The following is a 19,570-nucleotide window of genomic DNA, read 5'->3' as shown; positions in this document are numbered from 1 at the left end:
TTGACGCCGGACTGCCTCCGGTCCCGATGAAGGACCGGAGGCAGTCTGCTGTCTACGGATTCGTCACGAAACGGGGACGCCGTCTTCGCGGTCGAGGTCCAGTTGCTTCGTTTCGCCGATCATCAGGACGCAGGTCAGACTCACCACCGCCAGGGCGGCCATGACGAGACCGAAGGCGAATCCGCCCCAGGCTGCGATGATGGGCGTCGCGATGAGCGGGGGGATCGCCCCGCCGAGCATGCCGGCGAGACTGTAGCTCAGGCCGGTCGCGGTGTAGCGGTAGCGAGTGTGGAACAACTCGGAGAGGAACGCACCGAGGGGACCCGTCGCCAGACCCGAGATGAACATCGTCACCGGAACACCGAGCGCGAAAGCGAACAACGACCGCGTCTCGAGGATCGGGAACAGCATCAGTGTCCAGACAATGGCCAGACACGCAGCCGTCATGATCATGCGGCGCCGACCGATTCGATCGGACAGGACGGCGCCGAGGATGACCGCAACGGAGATCGCGAAACCACCGACGACCGCGATGCTGAGGACAAACGGACGCGGCAGTTCGAGAATCTTGGTGCCGTAGCTGATCAAGTAGGTACCACCGATGTACGTCAACGACAGCGTCATCGCTGCAGTACCGGTTGCCAGCAGGACCTGCTTCGGCTGGCTCTTGAACGCATCCAGGAAAGGCGTGCGCGCTGCCCCGTGCTTCTTGATCTGCTTAGCGAACACCGGTGTCTCGTCGATGGTCAATCGGACCCAGAGTCCGACCCCGATGAGAAGGATGCTGGCCAGGAAGGGGACTCGCCAACCCCACGCGAGGAACGTCTCGTCGCTCATCCCGACGGCCGTCCCGAAGAACGTGGCGTTGGCCAGAATGATCGCGCCGCCACCACCGAGCGACGGGAACATCGACCAGAACCCACGCTTGGATTTCGGTGCATGCTCGGAGACGAACAGCACCGCGCCGCCCCATTCACCACCCGCGGCAAGGCCCTGCAGGATCCGTAGAACAACGATGAGAATCGGTGCGGCCACGCCGATCTGTGTCGCAGTCGGCATCACGCCGACCAGGAGGGTAGCCACACCCATCAACAGCATCGTGACAATCAGAGTCTTCTTTCTGCCCAGACGATCACCGAAGTGTCCGAACAGGATGCTGCCGAAAGGCCGGGCGACGAAGGCCACGCCGAGTGTGGCGAAGGATGCCACGGTGCCCGCCACCGCACCCAACGCGGGGAAGAACACGGTCGGGAACACGAGCGCCGCGGCGACACCGTAGATGTTGTAGTCGTAGAACTCGATCACGGTACCGATGAAGCTCGCTGCCGCGACCTTCTTCATGCCCGGCGGATTGGCCTTACCCGTGGAGGATCCGGGTGTGGGACTCGGTGGGTGGACCTTCTCCTGCGAGTGGGTCATTTAGATCTCCTTGCTGCCGACGAGTCACATCACCCAGCGAGGGGAGGGAGGCGCCGGAAGGTTCGTAGAGGAGTTGTGGAGGATTGACGGGGACGGGCCGGCCCGAAGAATGGGTGGCACGTGTCAGTCGAGATGGCCGTGTTCGCGCAGAACGTTCTCTGCGACCCGGAACGCTTCACCAGCTGCGGGGAGTCCGCAATAAACGGCCGCCTGCAGCAGTACTTCCTTGATTTCGGCGACCGTGCAGCCGTTGGTGAGGGCGCCTTCGACATGGTGGGCGAGCTGAGCCGGTCGGTTGAGCGCCGTCAGCATGGCGATGTTGACGATGCTGCGTTGCTTGCGGTCGATGCCGTCGCGTGCCCACACCCGGCCGAAGCAGACCTCGATGGAGTAGTCGTGAATGACGTCGTTGAACTCGTTGCGGGTCTCGTCCTTCTTCTCGACGTAGTCCGCACCCATGAGTTCGCTCATGATGCGACGTCCGGTCTCGTTGGCTTCCAATGGATCTCCTGATGTTTGTGAACGAGGCGGCTGGTCAGCCTCGATCGAGTACTTCCTGTACATCTTCTGCGGACAGCTTGATCGTCACGTTCGCTCGCTCGTTCTGCAGCTGCATCGGCGACTGCGAGTCGCGATGCCCCCATCCTCGGTCGAGGGCCTCCGCAAAGTCCGCCTGTGCAACTTTGGCGCATCGCATCGGCACGTCGAGTTGGTCGGCCAATTCGAGGGCCAGACGAAGGTCCTTGTTGGCGAGTGCCAGTGCGAAAGACGGTGGCTCGTAAGCGGACTGCAGGTACCGATCGCTGATCCGGTCGAACGTGCGTGAACGCCCGATCGCGCCCTGCCGCATGGCGTGCCAGAGCGCTGCCGGCTCGACACCGGCCTTGACTCCCATGGTGAACACCTCGGCAATGGCGAGACGAATCGTGATGCTCGCGCAGTTGTGAACGAGCTTGGCCGTATTGCCCGCACCGATCTCGCCGACATAGAGGATTTGGTCACCGATGGCATCGAGCACCTGCTTGTGCTGGTCGAATGCCGTCTGACTACCGCCGACGTAGATGGCGAGCTTTCCCGTTCGTGCACCCTTGGGCCCGCCGCTGACCGGTGCATCGAACAGTTCGACGCCGTGGTCGGCACAGGCCGTGTGCACCTCACGGACAACAGCGGGGGAATTCGTTGTCAGGTCGAACCAGGCGCTTCCGGTCCGCAGTGTGCTCAGCAGACCATCCTTGCCGAGGCCGACTTCCTGCATTTCCGCCGGACCGGGAAGTGAGGTGAAAACTACGTCGACCTGCCGACCGAGCTCGGCGACACTGTCGGCCCAGCTTGCGCCTGCCTGCTCGAACGGTTGCCCGCTTTCTCGCTTGATGTCGTGCACGACGAGGTCGTATCCGGCGTCGAGGAGGTTGTGGGCCATGCCCGACCCCATGCCGCCGAGGCCGATGAACCCTACTTTCATCTGCGGACTTCCCTTCGATGATCCTATATACGAACAATTGTTCCTAAACGGGAACGGAACGACCGTAGCTGTGGTGGGAGTCACTCGTCAACAAGCTGGGCGGCAATGGGGGGCAGGCGGGGCGAGTTTCACGAGAGTCTCGGCGAACGACCGGCGAGAGACATTGACAGCTTTGTCCGAATCCGCGTAGCGTGCTCAAGGTCACACTTGCGATCAAAGGTTCGTATATACGAACTTACGATGGGTTTCCGGACGGAACCAGTGTGGCGAGCCATCTACATATCCGCGTTCGTCGGGGCGTCCAAGCGCTGCAGCTTTGTCCCCCGCGACGTCCCGACAACGTCACAGGAGTGAGTTCGGTTGATCGTCAAAGATCAGATCTTCATCAACGGCAAGTGGGTTCCTTCAGCAGGCGCCGACGTCATTCCCGTCATCAGCGCGATCTCCGAGGAAGTAATCGCGACCATTCCGGCAGGTACTGCGGAGGACGTCGATCTCGCCGCACAGGCAGCCGCAGACGCGTTCCCGGTATGGTCTCAGACGCCGGCCGACGAGCGTGCCGACATGCTGCACAAGATTGCGCGCGGCATGGAAGCGCGGGTCGACGAGATCACCAAGACCATCATCAGTGAGCTCGGATATCCCGCCAAGATGGCGGAGGCCGCGCATGCACGAGCCTCGATCAAGGACCTTCAGATCGCCGCGGACAGCCTCAGCGACATCGTGTGGTCGGAACAGGTCGGCAACACGACGGTCTCCCGTGCGGCCGCGGGCGTCGTCGGCGCCATCACGCCGTGGAACGGCCCGATGCGGATGGTGAGCCTGAAGGCCGGAGCGGCACTTGCTGCCGGATGCACCGTCGTGCTGAAGGGCACGGAGCTCGCTCCGCTGAGCTCGTTCCTGTTCGCGGAGATCGCCGAGGAAGCAGGGCTCCCCGACGGCGTGTTCAACCTGGTGTCGGGAACCGGGCCGGTCGTCGGCGAGGCGCTCGTGACGCACCCGCTGGTGGACATGGTGTCGCTCACGGGATCCGTCCGCGCCGGCCGGCGTGTGATGGAGCTGGCCGCACAGTCGGTCAAGAAGGTCTGCCTCGAACTCGGCGGCAAGTCGGCGAACATCATCCTCGAGGATGCCGACCTCGAGACCGCGGTCACCAGCGGAATCACGGATGCCTTCCGCAATACAGGGCAGGCCTGCGGCGCGCTCACGCGGATGCTCGTACCGCGATCGAGACTGGCAGAAGCGGAGCAGCTCGCAATCCGTACCGCGGAAAGCTTCGTACTGGGAGATCCCTATGACCCCAGCACGACCCTCGGCCCGGTTGCGAACGCGTCGCAGCGCCAGCGCGTCCGTGACTACATCCAGGTGGGAATCGACGAGGGAGCGCGCCTGCTGACGGGCGGCTCGGAGGCACCCGAGGGCATCAAGCGTGGATTCTTCGTGCGCCCCACCGTCTTCTCCGGCGACAACTCTCTTCGAGTCGCCAGAGAGGAAATCTTCGGGCCCGTCGTTGTCATCATCCCCTTCGACAGCGAGGAAGAGGCCTTCCAGATCGCGAACGACTCCCAATACGGGCTGGCCGGGGCGATTTGGGCCGGCGACGCCGATCGGGCGAAGAAGCTGGCGAGCAAGCTGCGCGCCGGTCGCATCCGCATCAACGGTTCACCCGTGAACCTGAGGTCGCCGCACGGCGGATTCAGACTGTCCGGAATCGGCCGCGAATCGGGCCGCTTTGGAGTCGAGGAGTACCTCGAGTACAAGTCCATCGGATAGCTGCTCTGGTCCGACCAACGCCCAGGCGCAGCCGGTCTCGCACCGAGTTCTCCTTGCGCACCCCCGAAATGAGACGATGTGTGAGAAGTGATGTTTCGCCGACTGTGCTTGTTGGTCGCTTCCGCCGCGATTGCGACTTCCTTGGTGGCCTGCAGCGCTCGATCCGGGCAGCTGGAGGCCAACGAGGACGGAATCACGACAATCCGAATCACGAGCACGCAGTCGTTCAACACAGCGCCCGCGGCACTCTTGGTCCATGGTGATTTCGCGGAGAGGTACGGCCTGGACTTCGAGCAGGTCAACATCGCCGGATCGGGAAGCTCGAACCAGGTCGCGGCGATCCTCTCCGGCGACGCTGATATCGCAGGTTCCAACGCGTTCGTGGACTCGGCTATCGGAGGAGCGGATCTTCAGATGTTCGCAGGCCTCAGCGACATCATTCAGAGCCTGGTCGTGTCGAACAACGCGATCGAGCGATTCGGTGTCGACGTCGATGCCGACCCGCGGGACCGCGTGCAGGCACTGTGCGGGATGAAGATCGGTGCGGGACCGACCGGTTCGGCGGGCAATTCCGCTCTGCGCGTGGTGCTGAACGATGCCGGACTGGACCCAGACCGGGACGTCACGCTCGTTCCACTCGCAGACACCAATAGTGCAGTGGCAGCGGGCCTCGAGCAGGGGTCCTTCGATGCAACCTGGGCGACCATCGGTTCCGGCGAGGTTGCCGTTGCGCGGGGTACCGCCACCACGGTCATCTCGGTGCCTGCCGGCGAGGCGCCGGCACTGGAGGGCTACGTCTGCAATGTGGCCTTCGCGCCGACCCGCTTCATCGAGCAGAATCCGGAACTCGTCGACCGCATACGTGAGGCACTCGCCGAGGCCACCCGCATGACGAAAGAGGAGCCGGAAAAGGCGGGACAGTTCCTGAAGAACTCCGTCTACAGCGGTATGGATCAAACGGTATTCGACCTCGCCTGGAGCGAAGCCGTCAAGGGATACAACGAGGGCAACCTGTTCACTCGTGAGGACTGGAACTCATTTGTCGGCATCTTCGATGAGTCCTCCGAACACGACTATTCCGCAGTGGATTACGAAAAGATCATCAATCCGGTGGCGCGCGGACAGAGCTGACTGCGCTCGAGTGAACGCCTGCTTCCCCGGATAAACCGACGAAGCCCACGTGCAACCGGTGTCATACCGATTTCTCCTTGCACCCCCCTTTCGAGATGACAAGAGGTGGATACATCATGCATCGCCGATTGGCCTTACTGGCCATTCCTGCCGCGCTCGCGGTTGCATTGACGGCCTGCGGCGCTCAGTCCGGGCCACTGAAGGCCGACGAAGCTGGCGTGACGACAGTCCGAGTCACCAGTAGCCAGTCGTTCAATACGGCGCCCGCAACACTCTTGACGCAAGGTGATTTCACTCAGTACGGCCTGAACTTCGAACAAGTGAACATAGCTGGATCGGGAAGCTCGAACCAGATCGCGGCGATCCTCTCCGGCGATGCCGACATCGCGATCGCAGGCTCCAACGCGTTCGTAGACTCGGTTATCGGAGGAGCGGATCTTCAGATCATCGCAGGTGTCAGCGACATCATTCAGAGCCTGGTCGTCTCGAACAGCGCGATCGAGAAGTTCAACGTCAACGTCAATGCCGGTCCGGACGAGCGAGTGCAGGCACTTCGCGGAATGACGATCGGCGCAGGAGTGACCGGCTCGGCCGGCAATTCCGCTCTGCGCGTCGTGCTGTCCGACGCAGGACTTGACCCCGACCGCGACGTCACGCTCGTTCCACTCGCAGACACCACGACCGCAGTAGCAGCAGGCCTCGAGCAGGGAACCTACGACGCAACGTGGGCTGCTGCCGGTTCCGGCGAGGTCGCCGTGGCGCGCGGTACCGCCACCACGGTCATCTCGGTGCCGGACGGTGAGGCGCCGGCGCTGGACGGGTACGTGTGCAATGTGGTTTTTGCCCCCACGCGCTTCATCGAGCAGAACCCCGAACTCGTCGACCGCATCCGCGAGGCGCTCGCCGAGGCCACCCGGATGACGAAGCAAGAGCCGGAAAAGACGGGGCAGATCCTGAAGAATTCCATCTACAGCGGCATGGATCAAACGGTATTCGACCTCGCGTGGAGCGAAGCCGTCAAGGCGTACTACGTGGGTAACCTGTTCACTCGTGAGGACTGGAACACCTTCGTCCGAATCTTTGATCCCCTCTCCGAACATGACTATTCCGAACTGGATTACGAGAAAATCGTCAACCCGGTGGCACGCGGAGAGAACTGACGGAGCTCGAGTCAACGCCTACCCCGAGCTACACCTTTAGGAGCCTGATCATGTCGAAGTTAGCCCACCATGCAAGACGAGCCGCCGCGAAATCAGCTACCAGCCCCGCATCCGGGCCGATCTTTGAGGTACGGAACCTAGCGATAGGTTTCGACGAACGTGAAGACGTTCTCCACAATGTGACAATGCAGGTCGAACCTGGCGAGTTCGTCGTGCTGCTCGGACCGAGCGGATGCGGAAAGACCACCATCCTCAACCTCGCCGCCGGGCTGCTGAGCCCGCGCAGCGGATACGTTCGTTTCGACGGCGCCGAGATCAACGGTGTCAACACCAATGTCGGCTACATGACTCAGGATGACACCCTCCTGCCCTGGATGTCCGTGCAAGCGAATGTCGGTCTGCCTCTGCGCATGCGAGGAGTGAGCAAGTCCGAAACCAAGGCGCAGGTCGAGCACTACCTCTCGCTTCTGGATCTCTCGGAAGCCGGAAGTCTGTTTCCGAGCCAGCTCAGTGGTGGCATGCGCCGCCGCGCACTCCTCGCACGAAGCATGATCTACGATCCCCGCCTGCTCTTGATGGACGAGCCGTTCGCGGCTCTCGACGCCCAGCTTCGTCACCAGATGCATGTCGAGCTACGACGAACAGTGAAGAGACTGAACCAAACGGTCGTCTTCGTCACTCACGACATCGCCGAGGCAGCAAAGCTGGCCGACCGAGTGCTGATCGTCGGCGGAGGGCGACCCGGCCGCTTGGTTGCCGAGTTCCAAGTTCCCTACGGTGACGAGCGGGACCTCGAAACCCTCGCCTACACAGACGAGTACGCCCGGTTCGAGCGCGAGTTGAATGAAGGGCTCCGTAGCGCGCGTGACCCGAACATGCCAGCCGTTTGAGCGTGACGAATCCATCGAGCTTCAACCCCTGACCAAGACAGGTGAAACTTATGTCCACACAAGTCCTCAGTGCACCGGCGGGTCCGGCGTCCCCGTCGGTGAAGCCGCGCAGTTCGGTCTCACACACTCGTAGGATGCACCGGGCGAAAATCGCCGTCGCACAGATCGCGATCATTGCCGTCCTGCTCACGACCTGGGAGCTCGTCTCCGGTCGGCTGATCAACGACATCATGATCAGTGCGCCATCGAAGGTGTTCCCGCTCTTCTGGGAATGGCTCACCACCGGTGTCATCCTCGATGCCGCTCTCCAGACGTTCAGCAACGCCGCCCTCGGTATGGTGCTCGGTGGAACCGCCGGCATCGCGGTCGGAGTGATCCTGGGTCAGTCACGGCTATTGGGTGACACCTTCGAACCATTCATTACCGCGCTTTACACCATGCCGAAGTTCGCCCTGATCCCGCTCTTCATCATGTGGGTCGGAATCGGGTCAGCACTGGGAGTCCTCACCGCGGCGGTCGTCGCGTTCTTTCTCATCTTCTTCAACACTTTCTTCGGCATCCGGGAAGTGAAGCAATCGCTGATCAATTCGGTCCGCATCATGGGCGGATCGACCCTGGATGTCCTGTGGCGCGTCCGGCTTCCCTCGGCGCTGGTGTGGGTCTTCGCAGGACTCAAGCTCGCGGTGCCGCAGGCGATCGTCGGAGTCGTGGTCGCCGAGATGCTCGCCGGCGACCAGGGCCTGGGTCACCTCGTCGCACGTAACGCGTCGTCGTTCAACTCCGCGGGCACGTACGCGGCGCTGGTCGCGCTCCTGCTGGCCGGATTCCTGATCGACAGGATCATGAGCGCGCTGACGAAGAAGCCGCTCGAATGGAAGAACTCCGGTAGCGCGATGTGATGCCGATTCGGGCGCGTGGATTGGATCGCCGCGCTGTTGAACCACCCAACCCCCGCACCACGCGATTGCGGCCGCGGTCGAGCGGGCCTCGATCGACCCCGGCCGCGATCGTTGCCGAATGTTGTGCCATCGTCACAACGAAGAGATACGGAAAAGAATGCTGAAGCAACATGAAGTCGCTGCAGACACCCTGATCGGCAGTGCCGCTTACACATTGGCGAGCTATGCCACTGCCACCAAGTACGAAACATTGCCCGGGGAGGTGGCCGATCGTGCGAAGCTCATCGTGTTCGATCAGCTCGCGTGCGGATTCGTGGGCGCCGAGCTCCCGGCAGGCCGGATCATCGGACGCTATGTCGACGATCTGGGCGGCAGACCGCAGTCGGTCGTGCTCGGCTCGCCCAACCGATGTTCAGCGCCGCTGGCCGCCCTCGCCAACGGCACCTCCGGCCACGCTGACGAGTTCGACAGCGTGCATGCGACGTCGGACTTCCTCGGCACCGGTCATCCGGCCGCGATCATCGTTCCTGCAGCGGCCGCACTGGCCGAACGCCAGTTTTGCACCGGGCGCGATCTGGTGAACGCAGTGGCCCTTGGTTACGACGTCGGCGCACGAGTCATCTCGGTGACCGGGGGCCTTGCGCCCATGATGGGCAACCACGGAATCGATCCGGGCTCATTGCATTCGCTGGGCGCGGCGTTCGCGTGTGCGCGGTTGCTCGGGTTGGACGAGAACCGGCATCTGTTCGCGGCTGCGCTGGCTGTCCAGCAGAGCGTGGCGCTCAATGCACCCTACGGGGAGCGCAGGCACATGAGTAAAGCGTTCGTCACCGGCCAGGCGGCCTACGCAGGCGTCACCGGCGCGGTTCTTGCGGCAACGGGTTTCGAGGCCAGCGACAACATCTTCGAGGCCCCAGGTGGGATCATCGACACGTGGGCCGAGCAAGGGCGCGAGGGACAGCTGGCAAAGGACCTCGGCGCCGACTACGCGGTGATGGGCGCAAACTTCAAGTTCTATTCCGCGGGTTACCCCATCCATTCTCCGGTTGAAGCCGTCCTCGGATTGAAGAGTGAGCACGGCTTCGCGCTCGATGACATCGAGCGGATCACCGTTCGTATGCCGTCGCATCCGGCCAGCGTTGTCGACAACCGGTCGATGCCGACCATCTGTCTACAGCACATGGTTGCGGCCGCGCTGGTGGCGGGCAAGCTTGGGTTCGACGAAGCGCACTCGGCGGCATTGCTCAATGACCCGGAGGTGCTGCGACTGAAGTCGCTCGTCGCCCTGATCGGCGACGCGGAATTCGATCGCATTCAGCCGCAAGGGCGTGGTGCCGAAGTGACGATCGAGGTCGGTGGTGGCTCGGTTTCGCGCAGGGTCGAGCACCCCCGGGGGCATCGGTTCAGGACCCCAGCCCCGGCCTGGGACGATCTGCGGGAGAAATGGGAAGACCTGCTGGTGCGTCGGGTCGGACAAGGTCGTTTCGATCAGTTCTTCCAGGCGTGCGCATCCCTCGAATCGGTAGACGACGTCAACGAGGTGAGTGGTCTGCTCGGCGTGGGAGGTTCGTCGTGATCCTGGTGCGGGGGATGCAGGTACGTGGGCGGTGCGCGGTCGCATGCTTTGACAGGTTGATCACGTGTCGACCTTGACCGACATTGCGGACGAAATATGACAACCGACCGCAACGAGCCAGGTGAGGACGCAGACGAATCCAGACGGCCGCTCGTATTGGCCGACCAGGGTTGCTTTTATGTCGGTGGCCGGTATAACGACGACACTGACACGATGACGGGCCAGGCGTTTGTCCAGTACCAGATACCGGCGGAGCCGTGCTACCCGTTCCCGGTTGTGATGATTCATGGAGGCGGACAGACTGGCGCGGGCTTCCTGTCGACGCCCGATGGTCGGCGCGGCTGGGCAGACAACTTCGTCGCGGACGGATTCGCCGTGTACGTCGTCGACGCGCCAGGCGGAGGTCGAGCCCAAGGGCACGATCAGGTGGGCGCACTGCGCCCGGCAACAGCGGTCGCCGGCCGAGTGTGCGCCGACCGTTCGGCACCGTCGTGGCCGCAGGCGCATCTGCACACCCAGTGGCCCGGCGATGGGGGACGGGGAGATCCGACCTTCGACCAGTTCTACGCGTCACAGGTGTCGAGTCCGGTCGACGCAGCGTCGGTGGAGCGGGCAATGCGCGACGCCGGCGCCGCGTTGCTCGACAAGATCGGTCCCGCAATTTTACTCACGCATTCCCTGGGCGCCCCGCTCGGTTGGCAGATCGGCGACGCACGTCCGGACTTGACGCGTGCAATCGTGGCGATCGAGCCGAACGGTCCGCCCGTCTACGACGTACGATTCACTGCGGAGCCGGACTGGTTCGACGACGGTGACCTGGCCCGGCCGTGGGGAATAACGCGGGCGCCGATCACCTATTCGCCGCCCATCGAATCTGCGGGCGAGCTGGCGTTCGAGCGTCAGGAAAGTCCCGACGGACCCGGATTTGCGCGGTACTGGCGTCAGACAGAGCCTGCGCGCCGGCTGCCGAATCTGGCTCGCCTCCGAATTCTGATCGTGTCCGGTGAGGGCTCGTATCATGCGCCGTACGACCACGCGACATCGGCGTACCTCGCCCAAGCTGGTGTCGAGCACGATTTCGTTCGACTCGCCGATCGAGGTATTCGCGGCAACGGACACATGATGATGTTGGAGAAGAACAGCGCCGACATCGCGTGCTTACTCCGCGAGTGGATCCTCTCCAGTCCTGCATGAGGTGCGGGTGCTGCAGCGGACGAGTGTGAGTAGTAGGCGTTTATCCAATGATTAGTTCCGCGTGGAGTCGATCGGCGTTGTCGGTCCTCGGGAACACCACCCCGCGGATTGATCTCGAGTAGCGCCGCTGGCTCCGGCCTCGGCTGGAAAACAGTGGTGTTACTTGGGAATTCCGCGTTGGTCCGGACTGATGGGGAGCGACCCGTTATAGCGAGGAACTCAGCACGTCGCCAAGTAGGGCCTCCAGGCGCATCTCGCCCTCTCGAGTCTCACCACCTATGGCGAGGAATCGCTCGACGTTGGCCAAGGACTCAGACGAGGCCATGAGTCGTCGGAGTCTGAAGTTCTCTTGTCGCAGTCCATCCTGGATGGGTCCGTCTGCCAGGGCGATGACTTCCTTCGTGAGGCGAACAGCCTCCGCAGGGCAGGCGGCAATGCGCCGCGCGGTGCTGGAGACGAAGTCGTCGATCTCCATAGGCGGAAGTGCGCGGTTGAGGTACCCCCAGCGTTCCGCTGTCAGCGCATCCAGATCGAGCCCACCCATGATGAGTTCAATCGCACGCGACCGTCCGACGAGGCGTGGCAGGTATTGCGATGCACCGCCGCCCGGAACGCTGCCGATGGGAACCGACATCGTGTTGAAGACGGCTTTGCCGATGGCGCCGAACTTCATGTCACACGCCATCACTATGGCCGCGCCACCGCCGCTAGCTCGGCCCTCCACCTGTGCAATCGTGATCTTGTTCATCGTCCTCAAGCGCTCGCAGATTTCATGCATGTGGTTGAGACCGACCTCATCTACCGACGCGGGGATTTTTGGTGGCTGCATACGGTAGAGGTTTGCGAAGTCGTTGTGAGTGATGAAGATTTCGGGATCCCGACTCTTCAAGACGACGACCAGCGCATCGGGGTCGGCCGAAACGTGCCGGGTAAATGTGTCGAGGTCTTCTACCAGGTGGCGTGTCAAGAGGTGCAACGGTGGGTTATCCACAGTCGCGGTGACTATTCGCCCCCGGTCCTCTACCTTCAACGTGGTGAATGAGTCGTACTGCGGGCGGGTCATGATGTTCCCTAGGGCTGTTGGTGTGGGATCGAGTGCAGTGGGATGCCCAGAACGCCGGTCGCGTCGCATATTCTAGTGCGCCTTGGGGCAAGCAATTTGACGGTCAAGCTGTGGCGAAATACTAGAAGTTCCGGTCACGCCCAATGACGTGCGGACCGCCGACTCGGCGGGTACGGATATACGCCCTCTAAAATGTGTATCTCACTTGGGAGACAGTTTGATTCAGGGATGACCTGCCACAATCGCTCGATGAACCGGCGCATTGTCATTCCGAAGTGCACAAGGATTTCCTCCTCGGTGGCGCCCCCGAATGGTGCCCACTTGCTGGCAAACTCAATGAGACACTCCGCATCGGTGTCGGAATGAATCCGTTGACGGTTGACTTCGATCCAAGCGGCGCGACGCCTTTGGCGCCACTGGCGATACTCACGAGAGTTCATGCGAATACAATCCAATAGTTGGGACAGCCGAAGCCTTGGAAGTTTGGGGACCCTCGCTGCAGCGAGGGAAATACGCAGAGTGCCAGACGCTCTCGACTGTCAAACCAGGCCTCGTTGAGATCCTTCGTACGTGGTACGCCGACCCCGTGGTAGGACGATCAGGTCGATGTCGATCATGATGAAGGGGCCGAGGCGGCCAACGACGGGACAGGCAAGAATTTGACGGTGCATGACAAGGAGCACCTTGACAAAGGTCCACGGCGCCGTCGCCGTCGGGTGCCGTCGGACAGACGGCACCCGCGAGCTGGGTCGATCAGAGTTCGCGCTTCATTTCGAAGCCATCGTGCTGATGTCGATGACGAAGCGATACTTGACATCACCGGCAGCGACCCGATCGTAGGCCCGATCGATCTCATTGGCGTCGATCACCTCCACCTCGGCAGCGATCCCGTGGGCGGCGCAGAAATCGAGCATCTCCTGCGTCTCTTCGATACCACCGACCAGAGTTCCCGCGATCGACCGACGGTTGTGCAGCAGGGAGAACACATCGAAGCTGATCGGACGCTTCGGGACACCGAGATTGACGAAGGTTCCATCGAGCGCGAGCATCTTGAGGAAGGCGTCGTAGTCGAGGTTCGCCGGCACGGTCGACACGATCAGGTCGAAGGTGTCGGCATAATCGGTGTAGACCGTCGGATCCGTCGTCAGCCGATAGGCATCGGCGCCGCGTCGCAGAGCGTCGGCTTCCTTGTCCATGGTCAGATCCAGCACGGTGGTGTGTGCACCCAGGGCCTTGGAGATCGACACGCCGACGTGTCCGAGGCCGCCGAATCCCACGATCGCGACCCTGCTGCCGGGTCCGGCCTTCCAATGGCGGAGAGGGGTATAGGTGGTGATTCCGGCGCACAGAAGGGGCGCAGCCTCGTCCAACGGGAGACTGTCCGGGATCCGGAGAACATACGCCTCGTCCACGACGATCTTCTCGCTATACCCACCCTGGGTGACCTTCCCGTCACGGCCGACGGCGTTGTAGGTCCTGATGTGTTCCACACGGCAGTACGACTCGAGGCCGGCTTTGCAGTGGTCGCACTCCCGGCACGAATCGACGAAACACCCGATCCCCACACGGTCGCCCACAGCGAACTTGCTGACCTCGCCGCCGACGGCGGACACGGTTCCGGCGATCTCGTGTCCAGGGACCAGCGGGTAGTTCGTGCTGCCGAATTCGCTGCGCGCCCGGCTGACATCGGTGTGGCAGATGCCGGCGTACGCAATGTCGATCAGTACATCCGCCGGGCCGACCTCCCGTCGCTCGATCTTGGTCGCTTCGAACGGCGCGCCCGGGGCCGCCGTGGAGCGGGCGTTGACAAGCATCATTTGTCCTTTCTCTTCGCCATCGCCGACCACTGTGTGGCCGAGGCGGATCGGATATGAATCTGTTCAGGTCGGTCAGAAGACGAACACGCCTTTGCCTGCGTCCTGTTTGTCGAACTTCGTGTATGCCTCTTCTGCTTGGTCCAAGGACCAGCGATCGCTGAACAGGTCATCGACCGGCAGCGCGTGACGTTCGATGAAGTCGGCGCATTCCAGCTGCTGAACACTCGACAGTGACCAGGACGTCATGACGGTCAGCTGCCGTGAGAGGTTCTGCCGGACATCGAGTTCGACGGTGCCACCCAACCCCACCACGCACAGACGACCCCATGGTGCCAGCGCCGCCACGGCTGACTTGGCAGCTACGGTGGCGCCGGAAGTCTCGACAATCGCCGGTGCGCCCAATCCTCGAGTCAGATCTTTGATCGCCTGGACGGCGTCGACGGACCCGGCGTCGACGGTCTCGGCAGCACCGAACCGAGTCGACTGGGACAACCGCTTGGGCTCGAGATCCACTGCTATGACTCGCGCTCCTCGCGCCGCGGCGAGCATGGTGGCGGAGAGACCGACCGGTCCTTGCCCGAACACCACGACATCGGTGCCGCCGATCTCGCCGAGTCGTTCCAGCGCGCCCCACGCGGTACCTGTCCCGCATCCGATCGCCGCGCCGGCCTCGAAGGAGAGGGAGTCGGGAAGTCGAAGTGCTGATCTCGCTGAAACCTGCATGAACGGGGCATGGGCGCCGTGCGCGTTCTTGCCGTACACGAGGGGAGCGCTGGTGGTGCACATCTGGGTCCACCCGGACCGGCATGCGACACAGCGTCCGCAGCCCGCGTAGTGATGGATCATCACACGATCGCCGATGGCCACGCTGTCGTCGGCACCCGGTCCGATCTCCTCGACGACGCCGGCCGGCTCGTGGCCACCGATGCAGATTTCCCCTGCGTCGGGCATGGCATCGGTGGTTGCACGGTAGTAGTGCAGGTCGCTCCCGCACATACCCGATGCGGTTACCTGGATGACGATTTCACCTTCGCCGGGCTTCGGGTCTGGAAAAGGGCGCAGTGAAACCCGCCGATCTCCGTCGAACACCAGACCCCGCATTACTACCTCCTGCTACAGATGATTTTACGGGTGCCGACCACCCTCAGATGGCTCCAGCCGAGCGCAGTTGCTCGATCTCCTCGGACGACATACCCAGCTCCTCGAGCAGGATCTGGTCGGTGTCGGCTCCCAGACCGGGAGCCCTGGTCGGCTCCACGATCGGTGAGTCGGAGAGGAACAGTGGGCTGCCGAGTGTCATCCACGAGCCTTTGTCGTCGGACATCCGGCGCAGGACGCCACGCTCGGTGATGTGGGGATCCACCATCAGTTCGGCAAGGTCGATGACGGGCGCGGTGGGGATGCCGGTGTTCTCCAGCAGGTCGGCTATCTCTTGCTTGGTGTGTGTGCTCGTCCACCGTTCGACGATCATGTCGACGTCGTCGACGTGATCGCAGCGGCCACCCATCGAATCGAAGCGAGGGTCCTTCGCGTCGGGGTCGCCCATGATGTCGCACAGTCGATCCCAGTGCACCTGAGTTGGACACAGCACGGTCACCCAGCCGTCGCGTGCCGGGTACGCGTTGTACGGCACGACCGCCATGCCGCCGTGACGGTTCCCGGTCCGCTCCGGCATCGAGTTCTCGCTGTGAGCCATACCCGCGATGTTCGACGTGAGCGACGGCAGAATCGCGTCCTGAAGCGCCACCTCCACGTGTTGGCCTCGACCGGTGTGCTCGCGCTGGTAGAGCGCCGCGAGGACGCCGCCGACGAGGTGGGCTCCTCCCATGAAGTCGACCACGGAGGGGCCGGTGCGGGTGGGGGGTCCTTCCATGAAGCCGGTCGTGCTCATGACGGCCGTACGGGCCTGGATGGTCAGGTCCATCGCGGGCTGTCCTGCATAGGGCCCGAACGAGCCGAAACCGGTACCGGAAGCAACGATCAGCCGAGGATTGACCTTCGCCAACGCTTCGTAGCCCAGACCGTAGCGATCCATCGCTCCCGGCGCGAGATTCTGGATGAGAATATCGGCGGTCTCGGCCAGCCGCCGAAGCACGGCCTGTCCATCGGGGTTCTTCAGATCCAACCGCATGGCGCGCTTACCGGAGTTCAACATGCTGAACTGGACTGACGAGCCGTCCTCGGTGGCGGTGGCCAACCTGCGATATGGATCGCCGGCAGGTGCCTCGATCTTGATGACGTCGGCGCCGAGCCGCGCGAGCAGCATCGAGCAGTAGGGCGCGAAATAGAACTGCCCGACGCAGATGACCTTCACACCGTTGAGTGCGGGCATCCCTCACCCCTTCATGATCGTAATTACGGACAAAAGTTTGTTAGTGCGAAACGATAGGCGCGCCCATGGGGTGTGTCAATGAACCGAATGGCGGGCCGATGCGGCTGCGCCGCGACTTTGCGCGGCCCGTCGAGGGAATCCTTGACTCGTGACGGGCACCACAGTTATCGTCAGATAGATCTTTATTGGGAACATTCGTACTTATATACGAACTTTGTGTCGGGTGCGAGGCCGCGGCGATTCGGCTTCACGTCGGATCGCTCCACCATCAAGGAGAAGACCTGATGTCGCTGCAAGAGCAGCCGGTGGGAGTGGATTCCCCCGCTTCGCCCCCGAGTACGAACAAGATGCGCAAGGTTGCCCTCGCGAGCTTCATGGGCACTGTCATCGAGTTCTACGACTTCATCATCTACGGCACCGCCGCGGCGTTGGTGTTCTCCGACGTATTCTTCCCCGCGTTGGGGAATCAGGCCGGCACCGTCGTTTCATTCGCCACGCTGGGCGTGGCGTTCGTGGCGCGACCGTTCGGGGCGATCTTCTTCGGACACTTCGGAGACCGACTCGGGCGAAAGCGCACGCTGATCGCCACCATGCTGACCATGGGTGTTGCGACCGTCCTCATCGGTGTACTTCCCACTGCTGAAACGATCGGTGTCCTCGCGCCGGTCTTCCTTATTCTCTTGCGCGTTGCGCAGGGGCTGGCAGCGGGCGGTGAATGGGCCGGTGCCGCGCTGTTCACGACGGAGAACGCGCCGAAGGACAAGCGTGGCTTCTGGGCGATGTTCACCAACCTGGGAGGCGCTGCTGCCAATATGCTGGCCGCAACGACCTTCCTGCTGACCAGTGTGTTCATGACCGACGAAACGTTCGTGTCCTACGGTTGGCGGATCCCCTTCCTGCTGAGCGCGCTCCTGGTGGTCTTCGGCCTGTATGTCCGCCTCAAGCTCGATGACACTCCGGTGTTCACCAAGCAGATCAAGGGCGAGGGAGCCAGCTCACTTCCGTTCGCGGACGCGTTCCGCAACCAGGGCAGGCAGATCCTGCTCGGCGCCGGCACACTGCTGATGGCTTTCGCTCTCAATTACATGGGCGCGTCCTACCTGACCAACTACGGCACCGCAACGCTCGATCTGGATCGCTCTCAGGTCCTCGGAGCCGGCGTGTTCGGTGGTGTGATGCTCGGAATCGGCATCATCTCAGGCGGAACCCGTTCCGACCGAGTAGGCCGGAGACGGATTCTGCTGATCACGAACGTTGTCGCGATCCCCTGGGCGCTGGTGCTGTTCCCGTTGCTCGACACGAAATCGCTGGCCGCGTTCTGGATCGGTCTTGCGGTGAGCTTCCTCGTTGCCGGTCATGCCTTCGGTGTCGCGGGGTCCTTCCTGTCAGAGCTGTTCCACACCAGGTACCGCTACACCGCCGCGGGTCTGTCCTACAGCCTCGCCGGAATCTTCGGTGGTGCGCTTCCCCCGCTGATCGCCGCGAGTGTCATCTCGACATGGGGAGGTCTCGCTTTCGGTGTCCTGCTGGCAGGCCTCGGCCTGGTCTCCATCGGGTGCACGCTGCGGTTGCGGGAAACTCGGGACGTCGACCTGGACGACATTCCGGACGCTCCACGAGTCGGCTGATCCTTCACTACTCGACCTGGTACGAGAATGTGCCGGTACCGGCACGGGTACCGGCACAGTGCTGCCGCAGTTCAGGAAGAAGTCCGACCGGCGATCGGCAACCAGACCAGCGGACTGCCTTCCTGCCTTTCCACCCGCGCCTCGCATTCCAGTCGCACAAGGTGGGACATGGTCTCGCCCAGAGCCGCGCGGGCGCCGCGCGGATTCAGCGAATCGAATGGGCGCGCCCACTTCACCGCATTCGCGACATCCCAGGCCGTGCGGTGACCATCAGCGACCGCATCCCAGATTTCGTCCAACCGCGCGAGGTGGTGCACTTCCACGTCGCGTACTCGTCGATCGACGTCGGTGAAGGTCCACTCGTGCCCGGGCGCGGCCACGGCGTCGCCGAATGGTCCTAACCTCGTGAGTGAGGCACGGTAGTCGCCGAGGGGGTCCTCTCCTGACGTCGGGCGCTGTGAGATGTTGGCCGACACGCGGGGCAGCAGGTGGTCGCCGGTGAAGATAATGTTCCGGCCGCGATCGTGAAACACCATGTGACCTGGTGTGTGTCCGGGTGTGTGCACCGCAAGAAGTTGGCCGTCGGTGTCAGGGACCGTGGCTCCGTCGACAAGTTCGAGGTCTGGCAACTGCGACGACATGTCGAGCATGAGCTGGTTACGGTCGGCGAGGAGATCGGCGGACCTGTTGGGAGGCACTCCCACACGATCGAGCCACGACGTGATCTCGGCGAGGCGCCGGCGACGGTCCGCGGTAGTGCGCGCTATCTGGGGGTACTCGGCAGGGTGAAGCGCGATCCACGCCCCGGTAGACCGGTGGACTCGTGCTGCCAGACCGTAGTGGTCGGGATGGCCGTGAGTCACCACCACACCTGTCAGGTCGTCCAGCGTTCCACCCGCGCGGTCGAGTCCATCGGTGAACGCCTTCCAGCCCCCGTCGCTGTCCCACCCCAGATCGACTGCAACATAACCGCGATCCGACTGCAGCAGGTAGGCGAAGGAATGGCGCAACGGACTCGGAAACGGCATGGCGATCTGCCAAAGTCCGGGAGCGATCAACGAAAATCCTGAGGCGCCGGAAGCGCTCATCGGACGATATTCCGCTCGGTGAGTGAACTTACGAGTGGTAGAAGATTATTCGACTGTGTTCGCCGGACCATAGTGACGATGACCTCTCCGATGGTGATTAACGAGTGATGGTGCGCGCAACAAGATGGCGACTGGAAA

Annotated in this window: 16 protein-coding genes; 8 read left to right on the top strand and 8 right to left on the bottom strand. The window is 62.7% G+C overall.

Features of this window, described 5'->3' with window-relative positions:
- Positions 1-63: 63 nt before the first annotated feature.
- The 3 genes from ACFVJ3_RS26795 to ACFVJ3_RS26785 all read right to left on the bottom strand — a co-directional run bounded on the left by ACFVJ3_RS26795 (position 64) and on the right by ACFVJ3_RS26785 (position 2,881).
- A complete protein-coding gene (locus ACFVJ3_RS26795) occupies positions 64-1,419 on the bottom strand; it encodes an MFS transporter (RefSeq protein ID WP_378454937.1) in 1,356 nt (451 codons plus the stop codon).
- A 123-nt stretch (positions 1,420-1,542) separates the two neighbouring features.
- Positions 1,543-1,920, bottom strand: a complete 378-nt coding sequence (locus ACFVJ3_RS26790) for a carboxymuconolactone decarboxylase family protein (protein ID WP_378454936.1) — start codon at positions 1,918-1,920, stop codon at positions 1,543-1,545.
- Between the two features lie 34 nt (positions 1,921-1,954).
- Positions 1,955-2,881, bottom strand: a complete 927-nt coding sequence (locus tag ACFVJ3_RS26785; protein ID WP_378454935.1) for an NAD(P)-dependent oxidoreductase — start codon at positions 2,879-2,881, stop codon at positions 1,955-1,957.
- Between the two features lie 360 nt (positions 2,882-3,241).
- Between ACFVJ3_RS26785 and ACFVJ3_RS26780 the strand changes: the two genes are divergently transcribed.
- The 7 genes from ACFVJ3_RS26780 to ACFVJ3_RS26750 all read left to right on the top strand — a co-directional run bounded on the left by ACFVJ3_RS26780 (position 3,242) and on the right by ACFVJ3_RS26750 (position 11,504).
- Entirely contained in the window at positions 3,242-4,654 is a 1,413-nt protein-coding gene (locus ACFVJ3_RS26780; RefSeq protein ID WP_378454934.1) for an aldehyde dehydrogenase family protein, read from the top strand.
- A gap of 144 nt (positions 4,655-4,798) precedes the next feature.
- A complete protein-coding gene (locus tag ACFVJ3_RS26775) occupies positions 4,799-5,785 on the top strand; it encodes an ABC transporter substrate-binding protein (protein ID WP_378454933.1) in 987 nt (328 codons plus the stop codon).
- A 116-nt stretch (positions 5,786-5,901) separates the two neighbouring features.
- The gene (locus tag ACFVJ3_RS26770) at positions 5,902-6,945 is read left to right on the top strand and encodes an ABC transporter substrate-binding protein (protein ID WP_378454932.1); all 1,044 of its coding nucleotides are present in this window, start codon (positions 5,902-5,904) and stop codon (positions 6,943-6,945) included.
- 185 nt (positions 6,946-7,130) lie between these two features.
- Positions 7,131-7,835 carry an ABC transporter ATP-binding protein gene (locus tag ACFVJ3_RS26765; RefSeq protein WP_378454931.1) on the top strand — a complete coding sequence of 235 codons (705 nt, stop codon included), beginning with the start codon at positions 7,131-7,133 and terminating at the stop codon, positions 7,833-7,835.
- A gap of 134 nt (positions 7,836-7,969) precedes the next feature.
- Positions 7,970-8,734 (top strand): ABC transporter permease, encoded by a 765-nt coding sequence (locus ACFVJ3_RS26760; protein ID WP_378454930.1) that lies wholly within the window; start codon positions 7,970-7,972, stop codon positions 8,732-8,734.
- Positions 8,735-8,852: 118 nt separating this feature from the next.
- Entirely contained in the window at positions 8,853-10,310 is a 1,458-nt protein-coding gene (locus tag ACFVJ3_RS26755; protein WP_378454929.1) for an MmgE/PrpD family protein, read from the top strand.
- Between the two features lie 213 nt (positions 10,311-10,523).
- Positions 10,524-11,504: an alpha/beta hydrolase gene (locus ACFVJ3_RS26750; protein WP_378454928.1), complete on the top strand. Its 981-nt coding sequence runs from the start codon at positions 10,524-10,526 to the stop codon at positions 11,502-11,504.
- A gap of 205 nt (positions 11,505-11,709) precedes the next feature.
- Here the strand turns inward: ACFVJ3_RS26750 and ACFVJ3_RS26745 are convergent, their stop codons facing one another.
- From ACFVJ3_RS26745 to ACFVJ3_RS26730, 4 genes are all read right to left on the bottom strand, one after another.
- Complete coding sequence (locus tag ACFVJ3_RS26745) at positions 11,710-12,567, bottom strand: enoyl-CoA hydratase/isomerase family protein (protein WP_378454927.1); 858 nt, start codon at positions 12,565-12,567, stop codon at positions 11,710-11,712.
- 767 nt (positions 12,568-13,334) lie between these two features.
- Positions 13,335-14,384, bottom strand: coding sequence for an NAD(P)-dependent alcohol dehydrogenase (locus ACFVJ3_RS26740; protein ID WP_378454926.1), 1,050 nt, complete (start codon positions 14,382-14,384; stop codon positions 13,335-13,337).
- Positions 14,385-14,456: 72 nt separating this feature from the next.
- Positions 14,457-15,485 (bottom strand): zinc-binding dehydrogenase, encoded by a 1,029-nt coding sequence (locus ACFVJ3_RS26735; protein ID WP_378454925.1) that lies wholly within the window; start codon positions 15,483-15,485, stop codon positions 14,457-14,459.
- Positions 15,486-15,528: 43 nt separating this feature from the next.
- Positions 15,529-16,716, bottom strand: coding sequence for a CaiB/BaiF CoA transferase family protein (locus ACFVJ3_RS26730; protein WP_378454924.1), 1,188 nt, complete (start codon positions 16,714-16,716; stop codon positions 15,529-15,531).
- Between the two features lie 284 nt (positions 16,717-17,000).
- On the opposite strand from ACFVJ3_RS26730, the gene ACFVJ3_RS26725 reads away from it, so the two are divergent.
- A complete protein-coding gene (locus tag ACFVJ3_RS26725; RefSeq protein ID WP_378454923.1) occupies positions 17,001-18,344 on the top strand; it encodes an MFS transporter in 1,344 nt (447 codons plus the stop codon).
- Positions 18,345-18,415: 71 nt separating this feature from the next.
- On the opposite strand, the gene ACFVJ3_RS26720 is transcribed toward ACFVJ3_RS26725, so the two are convergent.
- The gene (locus ACFVJ3_RS26720) at positions 18,416-19,432 is read right to left on the bottom strand and encodes an MBL fold metallo-hydrolase (RefSeq protein WP_378454922.1); all 1,017 of its coding nucleotides are present in this window, start codon (positions 19,430-19,432) and stop codon (positions 18,416-18,418) included.
- Positions 19,433-19,570: the final 138 nt, after the last annotated feature.

The organism is Rhodococcus sp. NPDC127593 (assembly GCF_042671975.1).
In the GTDB taxonomy this organism is placed as follows: domain Bacteria; phylum Actinomycetota; class Actinomycetes; order Mycobacteriales; family Mycobacteriaceae; genus Rhodococcus_F.
Note: the sequence above shows the minus strand (reverse complement) of the source record. Positions and strands in the feature narration are given on the sequence as shown.

Bases quoted from the DNA above. Each gene is read 5' to 3' on its own strand.
- ACFVJ3_RS26795 (WP_378454937.1), bottom strand. From the start codon at position 1,419: ATGACCCACTCGCAGGAGAAGGTCCACCCACCGAGTCCCACACCCGGA.
- ACFVJ3_RS26785 (WP_378454935.1), bottom strand. From the start codon at position 2,881: ATGAAAGTAGGGTTCATCGGCCTCGGCGGCATGGGGTCGGGCATGGCC.
- ACFVJ3_RS26770 (WP_378454932.1), top strand. From the start codon at position 5,902: ATGCATCGCCGATTGGCCTTACTGGCCATTCCTGCCGCGCTCGCGGTT.
- ACFVJ3_RS26765 (WP_378454931.1), top strand. From the start codon at position 7,131: ATGCAGGTCGAACCTGGCGAGTTCGTCGTGCTGCTCGGACCGAGCGGA.
- ACFVJ3_RS26760 (WP_378454930.1), top strand. From the start codon at position 7,970: ATGCACCGGGCGAAAATCGCCGTCGCACAGATCGCGATCATTGCCGTC.
- ACFVJ3_RS26755 (WP_378454929.1), top strand. From the start codon at position 8,853: ATGTTGTGCCATCGTCACAACGAAGAGATACGGAAAAGAATGCTGAAG.
- ACFVJ3_RS26750 (WP_378454928.1), top strand. From the start codon at position 10,524: ATGACGGGCCAGGCGTTTGTCCAGTACCAGATACCGGCGGAGCCGTGC.
- ACFVJ3_RS26745 (WP_378454927.1), bottom strand. From the start codon at position 12,567: ATGACCCGCCCGCAGTACGACTCATTCACCACGTTGAAGGTAGAGGAC.
- ACFVJ3_RS26740 (WP_378454926.1), bottom strand. From the start codon at position 14,384: ATGATGCTTGTCAACGCCCGCTCCACGGCGGCCCCGGGCGCGCCGTTC.
- ACFVJ3_RS26735 (WP_378454925.1), bottom strand. From the start codon at position 15,485: ATGCGGGGTCTGGTGTTCGACGGAGATCGGCGGGTTTCACTGCGCCCT.
- ACFVJ3_RS26730 (WP_378454924.1), bottom strand. From the start codon at position 16,716: ATGCCCGCACTCAACGGTGTGAAGGTCATCTGCGTCGGGCAGTTCTAT.
- ACFVJ3_RS26725 (WP_378454923.1), top strand. From the start codon at position 17,001: ATGTCGCTGCAAGAGCAGCCGGTGGGAGTGGATTCCCCCGCTTCGCCC.
- ACFVJ3_RS26720 (WP_378454922.1), bottom strand. From the start codon at position 19,432: ATGAGCGCTTCCGGCGCCTCAGGATTTTCGTTGATCGCTCCCGGACTT.